This is a genomic window from Telluribacter sp. (assembly GCF_035998675.1).
GTDB lineage: Bacteria > Bacteroidota > Bacteroidia > Cytophagales > Spirosomataceae > Telluribacter.
The window spans coordinates 229,469-249,866 of record NZ_DASYHI010000018.1 but is presented as its reverse complement, the minus strand read 5'-3'; the positions used below and the strand labels follow the sequence as shown (position 1 = coordinate 249,866).

General features: G+C 51.8%; 15 protein-coding genes. 10 read left to right on the top strand and 5 right to left on the bottom strand.

Annotated elements, in window-relative coordinates; all coding sequences use genetic code 11:
• Window positions 1-25 precede the first annotated feature (25 nt).
• Window positions 26-952, top strand: a complete 927-nt coding sequence (locus tag VGN67_RS11735) for a hydroxypyruvate isomerase family protein (RefSeq protein ID WP_327487017.1) — start codon at window positions 26-28, stop codon at window positions 950-952.
• A gap of 131 nt (window positions 953-1,083) precedes the next feature.
• Here the strand turns inward: VGN67_RS11735 and VGN67_RS11730 are convergent, their stop codons facing one another.
• Both VGN67_RS11730 and VGN67_RS11725 read right to left on the bottom strand, forming a co-directional pair.
• Window positions 1,084-1,395, bottom strand: a complete 312-nt coding sequence (locus VGN67_RS11730; RefSeq protein ID WP_327487016.1) for an isoamylase early set domain-containing protein — start codon at window positions 1,393-1,395, stop codon at window positions 1,084-1,086.
• A 188-nt stretch (window positions 1,396-1,583) separates the two neighbouring features.
• Entirely contained in the window at window positions 1,584-4,010 is a 2,427-nt protein-coding gene (locus VGN67_RS11725) for a TonB-dependent receptor (protein WP_327487015.1), read from the bottom strand.
• Between the two features lie 145 nt (window positions 4,011-4,155).
• Between VGN67_RS11725 and VGN67_RS11720 the strand changes: the two genes are divergently transcribed.
• Entirely contained in the window at window positions 4,156-4,572 is a 417-nt protein-coding gene (locus tag VGN67_RS11720; protein ID WP_327487014.1) for a DoxX family protein, read from the top strand.
• Window positions 4,573-4,879: 307 nt separating this feature from the next.
• The gene (locus VGN67_RS11715; protein WP_327487013.1) at window positions 4,880-6,070 is read left to right on the top strand and encodes a Gfo/Idh/MocA family oxidoreductase; all 1,191 of its coding nucleotides are present in this window, start codon (window positions 4,880-4,882) and stop codon (window positions 6,068-6,070) included.
• A gap of 99 nt (window positions 6,071-6,169) precedes the next feature.
• Here the strand turns inward: VGN67_RS11715 and VGN67_RS11710 are convergent, their stop codons facing one another.
• Complete coding sequence (locus VGN67_RS11710; protein ID WP_327487133.1) at window positions 6,170-7,603, bottom strand: mandelate racemase/muconate lactonizing enzyme family protein; 1,434 nt, start codon at window positions 7,601-7,603, stop codon at window positions 6,170-6,172.
• 167 nt (window positions 7,604-7,770) lie between these two features.
• Here VGN67_RS11710 and VGN67_RS11705 point away from each other — a divergent pair, with 167 nt between their 5' ends.
• Window positions 7,771-8,703: an RraA family protein gene (locus tag VGN67_RS11705; protein ID WP_327487012.1), complete on the top strand. Its 933-nt coding sequence runs from the start codon at window positions 7,771-7,773 to the stop codon at window positions 8,701-8,703.
• Between the two features lie 118 nt (window positions 8,704-8,821).
• Here the strand turns inward: VGN67_RS11705 and VGN67_RS11700 are convergent, their stop codons facing one another.
• The gene (locus VGN67_RS11700) at window positions 8,822-10,105 is read right to left on the bottom strand and encodes a mandelate racemase/muconate lactonizing enzyme family protein (protein WP_327487011.1); all 1,284 of its coding nucleotides are present in this window, start codon (window positions 10,103-10,105) and stop codon (window positions 8,822-8,824) included.
• A 133-nt stretch (window positions 10,106-10,238) separates the two neighbouring features.
• Entirely contained in the window at window positions 10,239-11,186 is a 948-nt protein-coding gene (locus tag VGN67_RS11695) for an RraA family protein (protein WP_327487010.1), read from the bottom strand.
• Window positions 11,187-11,451: 265 nt separating this feature from the next.
• On the opposite strand from VGN67_RS11695, the gene VGN67_RS11690 reads away from it, so the two are divergent.
• The 6 genes from VGN67_RS11690 to VGN67_RS11665 all read left to right on the top strand — a co-directional run bounded on the left by VGN67_RS11690 (window position 11,452) and on the right by VGN67_RS11665 (window position 20,380).
• Window positions 11,452-14,586, top strand: a complete 3,135-nt coding sequence (locus VGN67_RS11690; RefSeq protein WP_327487009.1) for a SusC/RagA family TonB-linked outer membrane protein — start codon at window positions 11,452-11,454, stop codon at window positions 14,584-14,586.
• Window positions 14,587-14,599: 13 nt separating this feature from the next.
• On the top strand, window positions 14,600-16,120 hold the full coding sequence (locus VGN67_RS11685; RefSeq protein WP_327487008.1) for a SusD/RagB family nutrient-binding outer membrane lipoprotein: 1,521 nt from the start codon (window positions 14,600-14,602) through the stop codon (window positions 16,118-16,120).
• Window positions 16,121-16,223: 103 nt separating this feature from the next.
• The gene (locus VGN67_RS11680) at window positions 16,224-17,198 is read left to right on the top strand and encodes a bile acid:sodium symporter family protein (protein WP_327487007.1); all 975 of its coding nucleotides are present in this window, start codon (window positions 16,224-16,226) and stop codon (window positions 17,196-17,198) included.
• Window positions 17,199-17,308: 110 nt separating this feature from the next.
• Window positions 17,309-18,478, top strand: coding sequence for a VCBS repeat-containing protein (locus VGN67_RS11675; RefSeq protein ID WP_327487006.1), 1,170 nt, complete (start codon window positions 17,309-17,311; stop codon window positions 18,476-18,478).
• Window positions 18,479-18,608: 130 nt separating this feature from the next.
• On the top strand, window positions 18,609-19,547 hold the full coding sequence (locus tag VGN67_RS11670; RefSeq protein ID WP_327487005.1) for a nuclear transport factor 2 family protein: 939 nt from the start codon (window positions 18,609-18,611) through the stop codon (window positions 19,545-19,547).
• A 224-nt stretch (window positions 19,548-19,771) separates the two neighbouring features.
• On the top strand, window positions 19,772-20,380 hold the full coding sequence (locus VGN67_RS11665) for a hypothetical protein (RefSeq protein ID WP_327487004.1): 609 nt from the start codon (window positions 19,772-19,774) through the stop codon (window positions 20,378-20,380).
• Window positions 20,381-20,398: the final 18 nt, after the last annotated feature.

Below are 20,398 nucleotides of genomic sequence, written 5' to 3'. Positions count from 1 at the left end.
TTAACTAAAACTATAATCAGATACCATGCTTCGTAGAAATTTTGTTAAGTCAACCCTCGGACTGGCGGGAGCAGCCGTGGCAGCCGGAGATGCCTTTGCTGCGGCCAATGCGCCCCTTGCAAAAAATAATTTTAAGCTCAAGTACGCCCCGCACTTCGGTATGTTTCAAAATAGTGCCGGCAAAGACCCCATTGACCAATTGAAATTTATGGCCGACCTGGGCTTTATGGCACTGGAAGATAACGGCATGATGGGGCGACCCGTGGAGATGCAGGAGAAAATCGGCAAGGAACTGGCCCGATTGGGAATGGAAATGGGGGTATTTGTGGTCGACAAGGGTGGTAACTCCCAGAACTCACTTGCGGCGGGTAAAAAAGAATTTATAGATATTTTTCTGGATGGCTGCCGCCGGGCCGTGGATGTAGCCAAACGCGTGAATGCCAAATGGATGACCGTAGTACCCGGCGACTTTGAGCGCCGCCTCCCCATTGGTGTGCAAACGGGCCACGTGATTGAAGCGCTGCGTCGAGGAGCCGAAATTCTGGAACCACACGGACTGGTAATGGTACTGGAGCCACTCAGCGATACCCCTAACCTTTTCCTGCGCAACTCTGACCAGACCTACATGATTTGCAAGGGAGTGAATAGCCCCTCCTGCAAACTGCTGTTTGATATTTACCACATGCAGAAGAACGAAGGCCATATCATTCCCAATATTGACTATACCTGGGACGAAATTGCGTACTTCCAGATTGGGGACAACCCCGGGCGCAAAGAGCCGACAACGGGTGAAATCAACTACAAGAATATCTTCAAGCACATCTATAATCGCAGCAAAGCCGAAAACAAAAGCTTTATTATGGGGATGGAGCACGGCAACTTCCGGCCCGGCAAAGAGGGTGAAGATGCTCTCATCAAAGCTTATATTGAGAGCGACAGCTTTGTAGTATAAGTACCTCCAGGCATTCCTAACAGAATACTTCCAGCCTTCGAAGTACTTAAATTACTCAAGTTTTACTAAACAGGGAAAGCGGCCCGGATCTATCCAGGCCGCTTTTTTACTAAATTCTTTGAAGTAAGCTGTTACAAAGTAACCACGGAATTTTCTTCGTCGGCTACACCGGCGGCTACATACTTATCGGCTTGCGAATCATTGATCCACTTCTCACCGTCAAGGCAATACCGGAACTGATACTCCTTACCGGGTTCCAATTCAAGGGTTGCTTTGTATGAACCATCTTTTTGTTTTTTCAACGAAGTGGCTTCCTCTGAATTCCAGTTATTGAAGTCGCCCAGAAGTGCTACATTTTTAGCTTCAGCAGCGTCGTCGGCCGGCACAGAAAATGTTACTTTGCAAAGAGGCTTGCTTTTGAGGTACTGTTTTGTCAATGCCATAGTCTAGTGGTGTTTTTTTAGTTGACGCAACAAATATACAATCAAGTTTTTCACAATTCAATGATAATCAACTCTCTAAATTACGATAATCTTGATATAGTTATAAACATTAACTAAATAAGCAGATTAAGGTTCAATTTTTGTTTACCATATAGTACCAAAAGAACCACCACACACTTAAAATTGTTTTATTTCCATTCCGTACTGAACGGCACAACCAGCTTCAGGCTGACATTTCTCCCCATATCAAAAATACCGGTACGGCCCGTCACCGGATTAGGATCCAAGTACTTGAAGCGACTCTGGTGACTCTGATAAATCCGGTTAAAAATGTTAGTAGCAGCCAGGTATACCGAAAAAATCGTTCTCTGGCTTTTCCCTACAATATCTCCTCCCAATCCCGCGTGTACCAGCCCGTAGCCGGGCGTGATGGTTTCGGTGTTGTAGGCCAACAGCGCCCGGTTTTGGGTCAGGTACCGCTCCCAGTCCATACTGACATACAAATTACGGAACCGGTTACCTAGCCGGTCACGGGTCAGGCGCATTTGCACAAACCAGCGCGGCGCCGGCATGAGCGGCAGGTACTGGGCATCAGCTTCCTGCGCGGAGCGGTTTCGCCCGATAACGGTCGAGTGACTCAACGTGAGACTTACCCAGCGGGCCTGCTCCGGATTGTAGGTAAGGGTACCTTCTATTCCCCGCAAACGGGCATCGCCCTGTGCGTAGCGAAATACCGGTACCCCGTCAACGAGGGAGTCGGCACCGGTCCTGGTTTGTACCCGCTCACTGTACGTAAAATTCTGAATGCTATTTTGGAAAAGGCTTACATCAGCGTACCAGCTGCTGCTTTCGTAGGTAAATCCCAGATCGCCCTGCCAGGCTACTTCCGGTACCGCGTTCAGGTTGCCGATTTCGTAACGGAAGGTACCCGCGTGTTCGCCATTGGAAGAAAGTTCGGGGACGGTCGGAGCCCGGAAGCCCCGGGAAGCATTCATACGCACCAGCAGCTTTTTGCTCAGGGTATATACAGCCCCCATACTACCCGACAGGTTCTGATACTGCTGTTCAAATCCCGGAAAACGAATACTGACCGCTCCCTCGGGCGAAGTCTGAAAACGCCCTTCGGCATCTACGTACAGCCGGGCTATGTCCAGGTGGCGCAGGTCGTAACGAAGTCCGCCGCTGAACTTGAGCCGGGGCAGGTTGTACCGGCTAAACACAAACAAACCATTATCAAAAAGATCGTAGTTCGGATAGAGGCTTTCGGTACCCCGGTTTTCCATGGTCTGGTACATGCCGTTGGTACCGGCGTTAAGTTCCCACTGCTCGGTAGCCGCTAGGTTGTAGCGCACGTCGTAGTAGCCGGTTTGTAAAAAAAGCGAAAGATCAGGTACCCAGGGCGCTTCGGGGTTGGCATACTCCAGACGCTGGTTCTGGGCGTAGGAAGCGGTAATGGTCAGGCTGTTCTTAGGATTCAGCTGCACAAAACTACTGGACGTAAGCTTGTAGTTGAGCAGGTACTGCGAGTTGGACGGATTCATACTCCGGCTGTGCAAATCGGCTTCGGTAACCGGTACCTCGGTTACTACATTATTTCGTACTATTTCCTTGGTAAATCGCCCCCGCTGGTCGCGGGTACCGTTGGTGACGTTATATTCCTGGGTACTACGCAAGGCATAAAAGCGGGAGTAGCCCCACGCCCGGTTAACGCCCACAAAGCCGTTCAAATTCAGGTTTTCGCGGTAATTACTGCCGTACACCCGCCCATCGGCCGGGTTGCGGTAGTTACCGGCGTTGCGGTGGCTGGTCTGCGCCAGCCAGGTAAAGCCATTGCGGGTACCTCCTACCAGCGCCGACAGCGCATACATACCATTATTGGTCTGGTAGTTGGAAAGTACCCGGCCTTCCAACTTACCTTCCTCCACCGGGCGCGGTGAGTACACGGCTATGACCCCGCCCAACCCATCGGAGCCGTACATGAGGCTCCCGGCCCCGCGGATTATCTCGTAACGGTCAATACTGAATTCATCGAGGTTGATACCGTGCTCGGCCCCCCACTGGTTATCTTCCTGCCGTACGCCATCGTGCATGGTAATAACCCGGTTAAAAGCCAGCCCACGGATAACCGGTTTCGACAAACCCGCGCCCGTAGTAACCTGCGATACCCCCGGTAATTTACTAATGGCATCAGTGAGGTTCATAGACGACCCCCGCAGCCACTGTACCCGCGACAGCGTAGCTATGGGTACCGGGCTTTCCTTGACCAACGTACGGGTAGCCGCCCCGGTCACAATTACTTCTTCCAGCGCATTGGGGGCATTCTGCATGGTAAAATTATACACCGTATCGCGTTCCATGGTAAGCTTTTCGATCAGGGTCCGGTGCGACATGTAGCTTACCTGCACCGTGTAGTTGCCTTTGGGAATAGAGCCAATCCGGTAGTTTCCCTCTACGTCGGTAGTAGCCCCTACCCGCAGTTCTGGTATGAATAGGGCCGCCCCAATGACAGGCTCATTGTTTTCAACGTGAATCACCCGCCCCGACAGAACATACTGCGCCTGTACTTCGCTCACTATCAGCCCTAAAGCCACCAACCATAGAAGACATTTTCTCATTTGATGCAGATTTGATAAATGGTTTAAATATATTTTTAGACAAATCTAAATATTTATTTTACTAATCCAAATTATTGAGGAAAGTAATTGGTATGTACCTTTGAAAGTACCAATTTCATGAACCCACTCTTTTTTATAAAATCAAATGATGTTCAAAAAAATATTCAATCCTCTGCCCCTGCCCTCTCCGGCCAACTGGGGCGTACTTATCCTTCGGGTGGGGATGTCTTTGCTGATGCTGCACTACGGCTATGCCAAACTGGGTAGGTACCTGAGCGGCGATCGGGGCTTTGCTGATCCCATTGGAATTGGGGAGGAAGCCACGTTCCTGCTGGCTATTTTTGCTGAATTCGTTTGTTCTGTCCTGCTTATTCTGGGGCTCACTACCCGTTTAGCTCTTTTACCGCTGATCGGTACCATGCTGGTAGCGGCACTCATTATTCATGCTAACGACCCCTGGGACAAACAGGAGCATCCCATTGTATTTCTCATTCCCTACCTAACCCTGTTTCTGACCGGGCCGGGACGTTTTTCGTTGGATAAAGTACTATTCGGACGGTAGTTATTTTCCATTATCCGGGATTAGGGCCTGTTAGATAAAATCCTCAGGGCCCTTTTATCATAAAAATTCCGGCCAACGGTGGAACAGCCGTCTTTATCGGCTTAAAATGAAGAAGTTAAATAGCATTTCATCCTAATAAGTACTTAACCAAAATTACTTTGCATTAGAATTATTTACAATCCGGTCTTATACAGCAACTTAGAGAACTAACCACTAATAGCTAATTTCTGATAGCTACTTATTACAGTCAGAGCTTTCATTTATTCCAGTCATCAACTAAACCCCGTTTACAAAAACTGCCCGTACTATGCAAAAAATTGCCATGCTTGGGTCCGGCTTCATCGGACGATTTTACGCTGATTCACTACACGGCCAGCGCAGCCGTGACCGCGTTACGGCCATCTACGCCCGTCGCGAAGAAAGCGCCAAAAAATTTGCGACCGACTACGGCTGTGACTTCTGGTCGACCCAAATGGAGGAGGTTATCGCGCATCCGGACGTAACAATGGTGTGTATAGCCCTACCGAACAATGTTCACGAGGAAGCTGTCTTGCTGTGCGCTAAACACAAAAAAGCGGTGGTATGTACCAAGCCCCTGGGGCGCAACGCCGACGAAGCACTACGGATGATGCAGGCCGTGGAGGAGGCGGGTATTTTTGCCGGGTACCTGGAAGACCTCTGCTATACTCCCAAGTTCCTGAAAGCGATGGAGAGCGTAAAAAATGGGGCTCTGGGCCGTATTCTGTGGGCCAAGTCGCGCGAAGCGCACCCCGGTCCGCACAGTGACTGGTTCTGGGATATTGAGCAGGCCGGCGGTGGTTGTATTCTGGATCTGGGCTGCCACTGCATTGAGATTTCCCGCAACTTCATCGGAAAAGACGTAAAACCCATTGAAGTTATGTGCTGGGCCGACACCCAGGTTAAACCCATTGAAGCCGAAGATCACGCCATAGCGCTGGTTAAGTACGAAAACGGCTCCATCGGGCAGTTGGAAGTAAGCTGGACGTTCCGGGGTGGCATGGACCTGCGCGACGAGGTAATGGGTACCGAGGGTACCATCTGGATCAACAACTTCCTCCGGACGGGCTTTGAGATGTACACCTCCGGCAAAGGAGCCGACTACGTGGCCGAAAAAGCCGAAAGCAACACCGGCTGGTTGTTTCCGGTGGGGGATGAAATCAATGACCTGGGCTACAACCACATGTTTACGGACATGTTCAAGGCCGCGGAAGAAGGACGGGAACCCGCCGAAACCTTTTATGACGGTTATATAGTCAACGCCGTGATTGATGCCGCCTACCGTTCAGCCAAAACCAAGCAGTGGGAGCCGGTGCAGCTACCCGTCTGGCGCGGACAGGAAGGCCTTACCAAGCCTTCTACCCTGGTTGAGTACGACGAGGAGCACTATCTTATCAAACAGGAAATGACGCACGACGGCCGCAACAAATTGATCCTGAAGAATAAGGCTACCGGTAAAATCAGCGAGCGGGATGTGTAGACCTCTTCCCCCGGCCCCTTCTCCTGATAGGAGAAGGGGTGTAAGTTCCCCTCTCCTGGCAGGAGAGAGGCTAGGGGCGGCCGCCGCGCGGTGAGGTACCTAGCTCCATTCGCGATCGGCGGAATCCTTGGTATTCCACTCGGGGGTGGGAGCAAATAGCTTGGTACCCGGCTTCAGGTGGGCCTTTATAACCTCTTCCACCATTTCAAGGCCGAGGCCCGGCGCGTCGGGTACGGGCGCGAAACCATTTACCACCAACGGTTTGGAGGTTTTTGCCAGACTTTCCCACCAGGGCACATCTACCGAGTGGTGTTCCAGGGCAATGAAGTTTTCGGTGGCTGCGGCGCAGTGTACACTCGCCAGGTAGGCAATGGGCGTCCCGGCAAAGTGCATGGCCATAGGTATGCCGCGTTCCTCGGCGTAGTCACCGATTTTTTTGGTTTCCAGCAGTCCGCCCGACGAAGCCAGATCCGGGTGGATCATGTCTACTGCATGCGCATCAATCAGCTTTATGAAATCCTCTTTGAGGTAAATATCTTCCCCGGTTAGGGTCGGTGTATTGATAGCGTCCGTGATCTGCCTCCATTTGTCGGTATAGAACCAAGGTATGAGGTCTTCCATGAAAGCCAGCTGGTACTTCTCGATGGCGTTGCCGAAGCGTATGGCAGCATTCACATCAAAATGTCCGAAGTGGTCGGCGGCCAGGGGTACTTCGTAGCCAATAGCCTCCCGCACCTGATGGGCGTACTCGGCCAGCGCCTCCAGTCCTTTGTCCGTAATCTGTATACCGGTAAAGGGGTGGCGGGTTTGGCCGTAGCTACCCAGCTTGGTCGCGTTAGTACTCCACTGTCTCTTCACGTCCCAGCCTTTGGCTCCAATGAGGGCACCGGGAATATCGGCCACCTGTTGAATACCGAAGTCCATCTTTAGGAAAGTAAATCCTTTATCAAGGCGCTCTTCCTTCATTTTTTTAGCAAATTCAGCCGGGGTATTTACTTCAGGGGTATCCGCATAGATCCGGACTTCGTCGCGGTACTTACCGCCCAGCAGCTGGTAGGCAGGTACATTATAAGCCTTACCGGCCAGGTCCCACAGCGCCATTTCCACCCCACATACGCCCCCCGCTCCGCGGCTCGCAGTACCAAACTGCTTGATTTTCTTGAACAACCGCTCTACGTTGCAGGGGTTCTCGCCCAGCAGGCGGCTCTTGAGCATGAGCGCGTAATTAGGGCTGGCCCCATCGCGTATTTCGCCCCAGCCCACCAGGCCCTGATTGGTGTCGATTCGCAGAATGGGACAGGTCATGGGTGCGCCCACGATGGTCGCTACACGCAGATCCGTTATTTTCAGGTCGGCCGGTTTCGAATCCCGCTTTACCCGCTGCGTAAGAAACTCCATTTCGGCGTCGGGTTTGCCGTCCAGCATCATTCCCAGTGACAATCCACCCAAAGTAGCCTTCTTAAAAAAGTCACGACGGGTATCCGTAGTTGAATCAGGTACCTGGGTGGCTGGGGTTTTCGCAGAAGGGGGCATTTTTTGAATTAGTTCTTGCAGTCGTTTTTTCATACTTGTCAGCAGGTTTTAGAATAAAAAATTGCCAGGAATAAAAAGAAATGGGACGAATGGGTATAAAAAGAATAGCCTTGCTTTATATAGAAAAATAAAAAGCTATAATTGGACTATATAAACCCTTAAAGTTCATGAAACGACTATTCCTACTCGTAACACTTGGCAGTTTTTATGCTGCTTCCACCACCTTATGTGCTCAGTCTGTGCAGGCTACCAAAGAGCAGATTATGGCTTACACCGGTAGCTGGAAAGGCGAGCGCTCTGCCGACGGCCGTCCGCGGGTGTCAGACGACCTGGTAAAACGTTTGAAAAACATTTCACTCGAAGAAGCCTGGGGCGTACTGCGTAGCGAGGGTTATCATACGCAGTTTGAAGGCAACTGGCAGATTATCCATCCGGACAAGCCCATGGCGGGGCGGGTACTGCCGGTGGTATACATGCCATCGCGCCCGGATATGGAAGGCCCCATTAAGGAGCAGGGTAAAAAAGAAGGACGAAAGGGTAGTAGCAATTCCTGGCCGATTGATATGTTAACCGAAGGCGATGTGTACGTAGCCGACGGGTTTGGCAAAATTGCCTGGGGTACGCTTATTGGCGACAACCTGGGCAACTCTATATATTCCAAGTCTAAGAACGGGGTTATTTTTGAAGGTAGCGTGCGTGACCTGGAAGGGCTTTCAAAAATTGAAGGCTTCAATGGCTGGGTCCGGGGCTTTGACCCTTCCTATATCCAGAACATGATGGTCTCCTGTATCAACTGCCCTACCCGCATTGGCAACGCTACGGTACTACCCGGCGACCTGGTCCTGGCCAAAAAAGAAGGAATTATTTTTATCCCGGCTCACCTGGCTGAAAAAGTTATTGTGAATTCGGAATTTATTGCCCTTAAGGATACGTTTGGTCATCAGCGGTTACGCGAAAACAAGTATACACCGGGCGAAATTGATCAGGCCTGGAATGAAACAATAAAGGCCGATTTCCTGAAATGGGTTAGTGATAATCCGGATAAAGTGCCGATGACAAAACAACAATTAGATGGATTCTTAAAAAACAGAACCTGGTAATTTTGAAAAATCATTTGTATACTTGCAAAAGAAAATAAATTTTTCATGGCTAATAGATGGCAAAAATGCCGACCGCTTGGTCGGCATTTTTGTTTATATAGGGTGAAAAATCAACATTTTACTCGAAAAAAGGCATTCCGGGCGTGGCATATTTGCGCATTCCCTCCTCATTGATCTCCACGCCAATCCCCGGTTTTTCGGAAAGCGGTATATGCCCATTTTGAATCATGGGCCCCTCAAAGCTCACAATTTCTTTAAACATAGGGTCTTCGTCAAAATAAACCTGCCATTCCAGAATTAAAAAATTAGGTACTGAGGCACACACGTGACTAGAGGCCATGGCCCCCAGGTAAGAAGCTACCATGTGCGGGGCGAAGGGTACATAATACAGGTTGGCCAGGTTGGCAATCCGCTGCCCCTCGCCCAGCCCGCCGGCCTTCTGCAGGTCAGGCATGACAATATCCACGGCCCCCAATTCAAACAGACGCCGGAAGCCGTGCGCCAGGTAGTGGTTCTCGCCGGCACAGATGGGTGTACTCGTCGACTCCGATATTATTTTGTACGCTTCGGCGTTTTCGGCCGGAATGGGCTCTTCCAGAAACATCAGGTTCAGCGGCTCCATCAGCTTGGCTACCCGCTTGCCGGTGGTGAGGTCGTAGCGCCCGTGCATGTCGATACAAATATCAATTTTTGGTCCCACGGCTTTACGTACGGCCGCTACCTGGTTGTACATGCGCTCCATTTCACCGGGGCTGGCCGTCCAGTTGTAGGCGTCGTACTTGGCTGGATCAGTTCGTTCATCAATGTCAAACTTCACGGCGGTATAGCCCGCCTTGATGGCATCTTTCGCTGCTTTGGCGAAGTCTTCGGGTTTGGGGCCCTCGGTGCGGTAGGCGGCGGTATCGCAGTACACCCTTATTTTATCCCGGAACTTGCCCCCCAGCAACTGGTACACCGGCATTCCGTACGCTTTACCGGTCAGGTCCCAGAGAGCGGTTTCGATGGCTGTCAGTACGGCGATGTACATGCCCGACTGCGCTCCTTCAAAAAACCCGCTCCGGCGTATATCCTCGAATAGCCGGTGTACATTGAGCGGGCTTTTGCCCTTAATGCGCTGGCCCATCATCTTCGCCAGGTGGTAGGTACCCGGCGTGGCGTCCACGGCTTCGCCGCAGCCCCAAATGTCCTGGTTGGTATGTACCTTCACAAACAGACTGTGCCCGTTGCGGATGTACCCGCACTTTATGTCCGTTATTTTCAAGTCGGATGGTTTGGAAGACTGGGGCGTACGCTCGACGGCCTCGGTTAGTCCGTTACCAAAGGAATGGAGGGCGGTAGTACTCAGAGCGGCCGCCAGTGCCCCCTTATGAAAAAAAGAGCGGCGGGATAGATTTGATTTCATAAATAATTGCAGGTTGAGGTAAGGGAAATGACTACAAGTACCTAATTTATAATTGGTTTGACTTTCGAAAACAGAAATGTATTGAAATCCTCAAAAAAACTATTGGCTAAAAGCTGATTGCTAACCGCTATAATTACCAGGTTCTTGTTTTCAGGTACTTCTGGATGGCTTCTTTGGGTACCGGCAGCTCGTTGAGGTGGGCGTTGAGCCACAGGGAAAAGTCCTTCTCAATATCGTCGGACCAACGGTTGTCGATCTGTCCGGCCGTATACTTTTGCTCCCGCAGCCGCTCGTGCCCGAACATATCCCGCAGCCGTACTATTTCCGAAGTTGTCACGACTTGTTCCAGCAGGTGGGGCGGAATGAACGTTACGGCCCCGTCGCGGCCCAGTACGGCATCGCCGGGCATCACCGTGACCTTGCCAATACGGGTGGGCTGGTTAATTCCTATGAGGGTAGTATTAAGGGCACCGTCCGGATTGTTGAGGTGGTGCGACGGGTGGTAGGTCCGATAAAAGGAGGTGAACGAGCCCAGTTCCTTGAGACCCGCTATGTCCCGCACCGCGCCGTCGTACACGATACCATTGCCGGTTTTGGCAAAAATAGAGTTGCCCAGGTTGTCGCCAATGGTGGGGCCGTCTTCGTGCATACCAAACTGATCCACCACGTACACATCGCGCTTCACGAGCAGGTCAATCGGCCAGGAGTTCTGGGACTTGATCCGCCCGTCTTTTTCGTGGCCCCTTTTATCGATAACCCTGTGTATGTCGGGCCGACCGGGCATAAAGGTGGCCGTAACGGCCCGGCCCACTAGTACACTGTCAGGATTGATGCACTGCCAGCCTTCGGCGTACTGGTATTTGTAGTTCTGTCCTTTCATAACGGCCCAGGCTTCCTCGTGGGTCACCAGCCGCAAGCGGTTGAGCAGCTCGTCGGGTACCTTGGGGCGTCCGTCCGGGTAGCGTTCCCCTTTCCACTCGGGAGTCAGAAACAGCATGTCGGCCCGGGAAATCTGCTGCCCGGCGGCATTCACCACGAGCAACGTATACAGGCATAGCGTAAGTAAAAATAGTCGTTTCATGGGGTATTTTATTTTTTTTTATAAGGCCTAAAAGGGCCCATACTACTCCATGGTACTATTTAAATTATTTTTTTAACCCTTCTAAGTACAATTATTAAATATTATTAAAAATTACTGACGTAACTGTTTGACTTTCAGTTACAAATAATAATTTAAAATTTTTCAAATTTCCGGTTAGATTAGTAAGTCACCATCCTTATTGGATGAATCACTTTAAACAGATAACTGCATGAAAAAGGGAACTTTACGAATTAGTTTAGTTGCCATGCTTACAGTCCTATTATTTTCGACTGTACTGTTGGCCCAAACCCGCGTAACGGGAAAAGTTACGAACGAAAAAGATAATCAGCCCTTACCCGGTGTATCTATTCTGGTCAAAGGAACTAACGTGGGTACTACTTCCAATTCAGAAGGTACTTACGAGATCAACGCGCCGTCCGGCGCTACACTGGTATTTAGCTTTATTGGCTACACTACCCAGGAGGTCGCCGTCAATAACCGCTCGACCATTAACCTGTCCTTATCGGAGAGTTCCACCGCCCTCAATGAGGTAGTAGTAACGGCGCTGGGTATTCGAAAAGAATCTAAAAAATTAGGCTACGCTACCTCGACAGTTTCCTCCGAGCAAATCACCGTGAACCGAACCCCTAACTTTATCAATACCCTGCAGGGGAAGATAGCCGGGGTTAACATTACCAGCCTGGGTACCGGTCCCGGTGGTTCCTCTAAGATCCGGATTCGGGGTCAGTCGTCGTTTTCAGGTCAAAACTCTCCGCTTATTGTGGTAAACGGGGTACCTATTGATAATACCAACTTCGGTACAAATCCTGGCAACCAGGCCTCCGATGGAGCAATCGGGGTACGGGGCGGTGGAAACACTTCCGACGGCGGGGATGGTCTTTCCAGCATAAACCCCGACGATATTGAGAGCATGACCGTACTGAAAGGTGCTACCGCTGCCGCGTTGTACGGCTCCCGGGCCAAAGACGGGGTTATCATGGTCACGACCAAAACCCGCGGCGACAGCCGGGGTATCGGGGTTTCGTATAATACCAACTTTACCGTAGATACGCCCCTGGATTTCACGGATTACCAGTACGAATATGGTCAGGGCGAAGGCGGGGTGCGGCCTACTACGCCCAACCCTACCTCGGGGCAGTGGTCATTTGGCGAGAAGTTTCAGCCGGGCATGACGCAGGTACTATTTGATGGAGTAACGGTACCCTACGAGCCGGTCTATGACCGCATCCGGACGTTTTTCCGGAATGGCACCAACTTTACTAATACTATTTCGCTGTCGTCCCTGTCGGATAAGGGTGGGTTTAACCTGTCGCTGGCCAATATGGACAACAAAGGGATTGTCCCCAACAACACCTTCAACCGGAAGACCATAAACCTGGGTTTCAGCTATGATTTGTCGAAGAAGATAAGTACCACGGGAAATATCAACTACTCCAACGAATACAACAAGAATCCGCCTGTAATTGCCGAACAGGACAACTCCATTCCGACCAGTATTTTTAACCTGGCCAATTCCCTGCCGCTGAGCCTGCTGGAAGAAAAGGCCTTCGACGCCAATGGCAATGAGTTCGTGTACTCGCGTTTCCGGAACCGTACCAATCCGTACTTTACACTGGCCCGGCAGTTTCAGAACATCCGGCGCGACCGTATTTTTGGAAACGTGGCCATCCGCTACAATGTACTTCCCTGGTTGTACGTGCAGGGCCGCATCGGGCAGGACTACTGGTCGCGTGACCAGGACTATAACAATTACCCCACCGGTCACGCTTCCCGGCCACCGGCCCCCGAAGGCTTCGTGAACGGCTTGTATACCCAGGAGTCGCGACGCTTCCGCGAAACCAACACCGATATACTCATCGGGGCCAATCGTCAGTTTGGTGATTTCGGTCTGGATATTACCGCCGGTGGAAACCAGATGTACCGCCGCTCCGACCTGAACAGCGTACAGGCTACCGACTTTGTGGTAAGAGACTTGTACACGGTCATGAATTCCCGCGTAAAAGATCCTATTTATGGTTTGTCCGAGCGGGCTGTTAACTCCGTTTACGGAGCTGCTGAGCTTTCTTTCCGTGACTACCTCTACCTGAACGTGACCGCCCGCAACGACTGGTTTTCAACGCTGGCACCGGCCAACCGCAGTATCCTGTACCCTTCGGTTTCGGCCAGTTACGTCTTTTCGCAGGCCTTTGACAACATGCCCAATTGGCTCAGCTTCGGTAAACTGCGGGCAGCTTACGCCGAGGTAGGTAGTGATACCGACGTATCTCCCTACTCCAATAACATGTTCTACGGCATCAACGCCAACCTGTTTCCCAACCCTTCGGGAGCCCTGCAGCCCGTTGGATTTATCAGCGGCAATACCGTACCCAATGCCAACCTGAAACCCATGCGGACTTCTGAGAAAGAAATTGGTCTGGAACTGAAACTTTTCGAAAATCGCGTGGGGGTTGACTTTGCCGTTTACGAAAAACTAACGAGTGATCAGATTGTATCCGCCCAGATTTCGGACGCTTCGGGCTTTACCAACACCCTCATCAACAGCGGACGCAGCCGGAACCGCGGGGTAGAATTGCTCCTTAACCTGGTCCCCGTTGAGACCAGTAACTTCCAGTGGAACCTCACCCTGAATGGTTCCTATAACCAAACCAAGGTACTCAGCCTGCTGACGGACACCCCGGGTGAACGGATTACGGTAGGTACCCACATATTCAACGGAGAGCTCCGGCAGGTAGTGGGTCAGCCGATGGCGCAGCTTTACGGCTTTGGGTACCGTCGTGATGACCAGGGCCGGAAAATTTTCGGTGGCAATGGTATTCCCCTGCGCACAACCGATCTGATCTCTTTCGGTTCGGCCATACCCATCTGGGTGGGAGGTATTACCAATTCGCTTAACTACCGGGGTATCAACCTGTCTTTCCTGGTTGACTTCAAGCTGGGCCATAATATGATGTCGGGTACCAATTTCAATGCGACCCGCCACGGCCTGCACAAAATGACCCTGGAAGGCCGGGAGAATGGTATAGTAGGCGAAGGTGTCAATGAAAAAGGTGAACCAAATACCGTAGTGGCCAAAGTTCAGCCCTACTGGGAAGTGGTGCGCTCTCTGGCGCTGGTGGAGCCCATCGTATACAACGCGGGCTTCTGGAAGCTACGGCAGATTACCGCCGGCTATGATTTTACCAGGTACCTACCGACCAACTCCCCGGTCAAGAACCTGCGCCTGAGCTTTGTGGCGAACAATGTATTCCTGCTCAAAAAATGGGTGCCTAACATCGACCCCGAATCATTTGGCTTCGGATCGGATAACATCGTAGGTCTGGAAGCTACCGGTCTGCCTACTACCCGTAGCATGGGATTCAATTTAAGTGTTAAATTCTAAATCTGATACGATTATGAAAAAATTATTGATATACCCCCTGCTGGCTCTGCTGTTCGTAGCCGGTACCTCCTGCGACAACGGCTTTGATGAACTCAATACCAATAAAACGGCCGTTACGGCGCTGAATCCGGCGTTTATGCTGAACAACGCGGTGATCAACGCCTCCTTTCCCGGAGGTACTCTGGTGTACGAAATGGGCATTGTGCAGCATATCGTAACCCCGAACTCGGGGGTACTGACCGGTGCCAATTACAACCAGGACAACCGCAACGTAACGCAGGAAATCTGGCAGCGCTACTACCGTTCGGTTATCCGGAATACGGCCGATGCCATTAACTCCACCAAAAACAACCCTAACCGTAGCAACCTGCTGAACATGGCCCGCATTTTTCAGGCCTATGGATTCATGGTACTGACTGACACCTACGGCGATGTACCCTACTTCCAGGCGGGCAAAGGCTTTACTGATCAGGCGGTACTACCCAAGTATGACGCGCAGGAAGCTATTTATACGGATATAATCAAAGAACTGACCGAGGCCACCGCCGCGCTGGATGCCACTAAAACCCGCGAAACCGCGGATATTCTGTACGGCGGCGACATAGCCAAATGGAAGCGCCTGGGTAACTCGCTCCTGCTGCGGGCCGGTATGCGACTTTCCAAAGTAAATGCCAACCTGGCGCAGCAGACGGTCCAGAAAGCAGTACAGGGCGGGGTAATGCAGTCCAATGCCGACAATGCAGTAGTTCGCCACAATGCCAACTACGTCAATGGCCTGGGCAGTACCCTCAATGCCACTGAGGCCAATAACTACTACCTGGCGGCTCCTTTCGTCAACTACCTCAAAAGTACCAACGATCCACGGCTGCGGGCCATTGCCGTCCGGTACGTCGGGGCGGCCTCGGGCCCTGAGCAGGTACCGGCCCGGGCCAATACTGACCCCGCCGTTCAGATCGGCATGCCGCTGGGCTTTGACAACACGGGTATTACGGCCCAGGCCAAGGCCGAAGGATTGGCCAGTTTCTACGAATACAGTCAGCTGGACCGCACCCGCCTGGCCAAGCTCCAGAGCGCGATGTTCCTGGTTACCCACTCCCAAACCCAGCTACTCCTGGCCGAAGCCGTACAGCGGGGTTGGGTACAGGGCACCATCGCCAACCACTACACCGCCGGCGTGCGGGCGCACATGGAGCAACTGGCCGAGAATGATCCCGGCAGTGCCGTACCCGCCGCAGCCATTGATGCCTACCTGGCTGCCAATCCGTTTGATGCCAGCAAGGCCCTCGAGCAGATCAACACACAATACTGGATTTCTTCGCTCATGAATGGACCGGAAGCCTTTGCCAATTTCCGCCGGAGCGGATTTCCCAACCTGACCCCCAACCCTTTCCCCGGTAAAGGCATCAAAGGGAATTTTATCCGTCGGCTCACCTATCCCAACTCCGAGGTATCTGTCAATAGTACCAATCTGAAAGAAGCCACCGCCCGCATGGGCGTCGATGATCTGGATACGCGGGTATGGTGGGACAAGTAGATTTCACCCTGGTTTGTATTATTAAGTAGTAAAAACGTCCTGCTTTCCGAAAGCAGGACGTTTTTACAATTTCTTTCATTCAACCCTAAACCGCAGTTGTTCCGTGCGCTCTTACCTCTACACTCTTTCTATTATTGTGGCGGCTACCCTGGCCATGATTTTCCCGGAAGTATTTACCCGCCTGGGCGACTACGAGTTAAAAAACCTCATCGTGCCGCTCCTACAGATCATTATGTTCGGAATGGGTACTACCATGGGTCTGAAAGACTTTGAGGGCGTGGTTAAATCCCCCAAAACTGTACTTATTGGGCTGGGCTGTCAGTTTACAATTATGCCTGTTATCGGGTATACCCTGGCTATGGGCTTTGCCTTTCCTCCCGAAATCGCCGCCGGAGTAATATTGGTAGGTAGTTCCCCGAGTGGCCTGGCCTCCAATGTCATGTCGTACATTGCCAAGGCCAATGTAGCGCTTTCCCTGACTATCACGGCGATAGCTACCCTGCTGGCTCCTGTGCTCACGCCCCTGCTGATGAAGCTGCTGGCGGGTACCTTTGTGGAGGTTAATTTTCTAAAAATGATGGTGGATATCATCAAACTGATCATCCTGCCCATTGGGCTGGGGTTGCTGGTCAACTATATATTCCGGAAGCAGTCCGTCTGGCTCAACCGCTACATGCCACTCGTATCTATGGTCGGTATTGCCCTGATTATCAGCATTATTACTGCGGCCGGACGCGATAGCCTCCTGACCATTGGGGTAGCGCTGGTAGCTTGTACGCTTATTCATAACCTGCTGGGTTATGTACTGGGGTATGCCTCGGCCCGGTTGCTGGGTCTGCCCGAGCAGGACTGCCGGACTATATCGCTGGAAGTAGGTTTACAGAACGGCGGACTGGCCTCCGGTATCGCCCTGCAGATGGGTAAGGTAGCCACCGTTGGGCTGGCGCCGGCGCTGTTCGGCCCGATCATGAACATCTCGGGTTCGGTGCTGGCTAGCTGGTGGAGCAAAAAAGAAGTGATTGACGTAGTAATGACCAACGAACAGGTACCCGTTACTAATGAACAAAGACCTGTATAGCAGGTATCAAATCCTAAATCTGATGAGTAGAGGGTACTTAAGGGTACCCTTTTTTGCTAAACAAAGTACCTGACTGTTGTTCTTGAAAGTACCTACTCTTGTTATTAATTATGAAAAAGCAACTCCTGCCAGTTGTGGCACTACTCCTGACCTGCTCGCTCGCCCTGGCTCAGAAAGCCTCTTTTGTAGCGGAAGTCATTGATCCCAAAATAGATATTGGCTACGGTTTGGCTACCGGAGATGTGGACGGTGACGGCCGGGAAGATATTCTGATGGCTGACCAGAAGGAGATTGTCTGGTATAAAAACCCTCAGCAAGCAAAGGCGCCGTGGGTGCGCTACGTACTCGCCAAAAACCTGACCGAACGGGATAACGTGTGCATAGCCGCCCGCGACATTGACGGCGACGGAAAAGTGGAGGTGGCCGTGGGGGCGCAGTGGAACCCGGGCGAAACCCGTGACCTGAAGCAGTCGGGAGCGGTATTTTACCTGGCAGCCCCCAACGACCGTACCCAGCCCTGGGAACCCGTCCGGCTGCACCACGAGGTAACGATTCACCGGATGCACTGGGTCCGGAAAGCCGACGGCACTTACCAGCTGGTGGTACTTCCGCTGCATGGTGAAGGCAACACCAACGGCGAAGGAGCTTCGGTTCAGATGATCGCTTTTGATGTACCTGAAAACACCAGAGGACTGTGGCCCTATCAGCTGCTTGATACCAAAATGCACATGACCCATAACTTTCATCCGCTCGAGGTTTCCGGAAATTTTCTGGGACTGGCCGTCGGCGGTAAGGAAGGCGCACAGGTATTTCTGAACGGAGCCGACGGCTGGGCTTCGTCCGGTAACTGGATGGTGAACAACCACGGGATTGGTGAGATCAGAACGGGTACCCTGGGCAACGGACAACTCATGACCGCTACCATTGAGCCCATGCACGGTACCAGCCTGGTTGTTTATACCAAAGACCAGCGGACGGTCCTGAACGATAAAATGAAACAGGCCCACGCCATTGTTTGTGCCGACTTTCTGGGGCAGGGCCGTGACCAGATAGCGGTTGGCTGGCGCGAACCCAACGACAACCGGCAAATGGGAGTGCGGCTTTACGTAGGTACCAATGCGGAAGGTACCCGGTGGCAGGAGTACGCCTTGGACGAAAAGGTAGACATGGCCTGCGAAGACCTGCGGGCCGCCGACCTGGACGGCGATGGTGACCTGGACCTGATAGCTGCGGGCCGCTCCACCCGGAATGTGGTAATTTATTGGAACCAAAGGAAATAGCCGAAAATATTTTCTTTTCTTGTAACTGAAAATGAGCCCTTAGTATAATAAATAATCCTTAACTTCGTACTAATTGTAACAGTGTTTTCTTGATGGTTGGTAAAGTTTCACTTTTTAAACCTCCACAAGTATGATACAAACAAAAAGTGCATCGCCGGGAGTATGGGGTTTTGGACTACTACTCTTGTTTCTTTGTATAGAAACAAAGGCCCAGCAAACGCTCCGTCACAACGACCTTGTCGGTCTTTCCCCCAATGCCGACAAAAACGTACAACTACTCGATAGTTATCTGGATGACCTGATGCTCGGAAATTTTAACCGGGCCGAATCATACCTTAGCCCTGATTACGCCGAATTCGGTCCGGGAGCAGGTGAATCCATGAATGTACAACAGCTCACGGAAAGCTGGGAGCGGGCTGCCCACAACCGGACCGAACAAAACATAAGCAACCGTTCTACTATTTCCCTGAAAGCCAAAGCAGGCCCCGAGCCGGGCGACTGGGTAATGAGCCGGGGTATTTATAACTGGCGCGAGCGAAAAGGAGGCCCGCTGATGAGTGTTCCTTTTCAGGTAACCGCCCTGGTTGACAAGGGTAAGCTGAAAAACGCTTATTTGTACTACGACCGGCCCAGCGCTCAGGACCGGCTGGGCTATTCTGTACTTCCTTCTGATCAGGACCCTGAGCTGTATCTGATCAAAAAAGTAATCGAAGACGAGACAAACGCCTGGCTGCAGAACGATGGAAAACAAATGCAGTCGTGCTGGGCTGACCTTTCCTACGCCGCCCACACCCTGACCGACGACAGCGGAAAAGCCTACGTAGTAACTGCCTCTGAAATGAGCGATATGCTGCTGCGCCTCTCCACTCAGAAGCCCAACGAAGCGGGCATGTCGTTCAGTAATACCCGCTACGACATCCGTCCCAACGGGAATGCCGCCTGGGTTACCTTTGAGCAGACCTTCCTGCGGCCTAACGGCGACAGGTACACAAATCTGGAAAGCCGGTACCTCGAAAAAATAGGAGGTAACTGGAAAATCGTTCACATGACTACCTTACCCAAAAAGTAAGCCAAAGTATCTCCTCCCCATCCGGAAGTACCATCCCCGCAGTTGATCAAGAAAACACTTTAGGGGGTTGAGCTTCGGATGGGGATTTTTTTATGCAGGTAGCCGTTCGTCACGGGTACCTGTCCCTTGCCCGGGGTACTTTACCGTTTGACCCGCTTCCCGATGTCGCCAAACATCTAAGGCTTATATTTGTTCTACAACTTCTACTAATCCTGATTTACACCATGACACCAGCACGTTCCGGCTCCTTTATCCGGCGAGCCAAAGATATAACCATCAGCAGTACCCTGGCGCTGGCCCTGCTGGCCACGGGCATAGCATTGCCCGGCTGCTCTACCAATAACAACGAAGACGAGGCCTACAGTTACGCGGCCGATACTTCCTACTCGCGCGGTATCCGCTCCCATATCCGGGAGGTTTCGCCGGGCGAATTTCAGATTACCAACGAGGAATCCGTCCCTTTTGACCAGTCGACGGCCATAGTTTCTTACCAGGACGGCCACAGCGACACCCTGAGCCCCACGGCAGCCAAAGCGCTCATTGATGAACAGATAAAGACCGACGAAGCCTCCGTAGGTATGAATAACGGCCTGTCCAGTATGTTGCTGTACGGGGGGATGGGGTACCTGCTGGCCCGCACCATGAACATGGGCTATATGAATAACTACCGCAACCGCGCCGGTAACACGGGTCGCTTTTATAGCAATCCGGCTACCTACCAGCGGTCCCAGAGTGCTTACACGGATGTTAGCCGTTCGCGGGTAGTCAATACCCGCCCGGCCGGAGGCCGTACCGGTTTCTTTAACCGCTCATCCGGCCGCGCTACCGGATAATTTGTATTAAGAATCAAA